This is a genomic window from Pseudomonas sp. KB_15, assembly GCF_052114525.1.
Classification (GTDB): Bacteria; Pseudomonadota; Gammaproteobacteria; order Pseudomonadales; family Pseudomonadaceae; genus Aquipseudomonas.
The window spans coordinates 1-527 of record NZ_JBFREX010000158.1; the positions used below are offsets into that span (position 1 = coordinate 1).

The 527-nt window shown below is 67.7% G+C and carries 2 protein-coding genes; one reads left to right on the forward strand and one right to left on the reverse strand.

Going from position 1 to position 527, the window contains the following annotated elements:
• Positions 1 to 52: 52 nt before the first annotated feature.
• Positions 53 to 400, forward strand: coding sequence for a DUF1801 domain-containing protein (locus AB4Z35_RS30210; protein ID WP_442101188.1), 348 nt, complete (start codon positions 53 to 55; stop codon positions 398 to 400).
• A 16-nt stretch (positions 401 to 416) separates the two neighbouring features.
• On the opposite strand, the gene AB4Z35_RS30215 is transcribed toward AB4Z35_RS30210, so the two are convergent.
• Positions 417 to 527 (reverse strand): helix-turn-helix domain-containing protein, encoded by a 111-nt coding sequence (locus AB4Z35_RS30215; RefSeq protein ID WP_442101189.1) that lies wholly within the window; start codon positions 525 to 527, stop codon positions 417 to 419.

The window sequence follows — 527 nt, forward strand, 5'->3', positions numbered from 1 at the left end:
GGCCAAGACCGCAACCAAGGCCACCGCGCCAGCGGACGAGTCCCCGGCAGCCCTGATCGACGCCCGGATCGCGGAACTGGGCGACTGGCGCGGCGAAACCCTCGCCCGCCTGCGCGCGCTGGTGAAGGAAGCCGACCCCGAGGTGGTGGAGGAATGGAAGTGGCGCGTGCCGGTGTGGTCCCACGACGGCATCCTGTGCACCGGCGAGACCTACAAGAGCGCGGTGAAGATGACCTTCGCCAAGGGGGCCTCGCTGGACGACCCGTCCGGCCTGTTCAATTCCAGCCTGGACGGCAACACCCGGCGCGCCATCGACTTCCGCGAGGGCGAGAAGATCGATGCCAAGGCGCTGAAGGCCCTGATCCGTGCCGCCGTGGCGCTGAACCAGGGCAAGGCCTAGTTCCGGAATTCCCGGTTCAGGCTTCGCCGCCGCGCTCGAGCATCTTATATAGATGGGAGCGGGAAATGCCCAGTTCCAGCGCGGCCTGCTTCTTGTTGCCGCCATGGCGGGCGATGGCCTGCAGCAC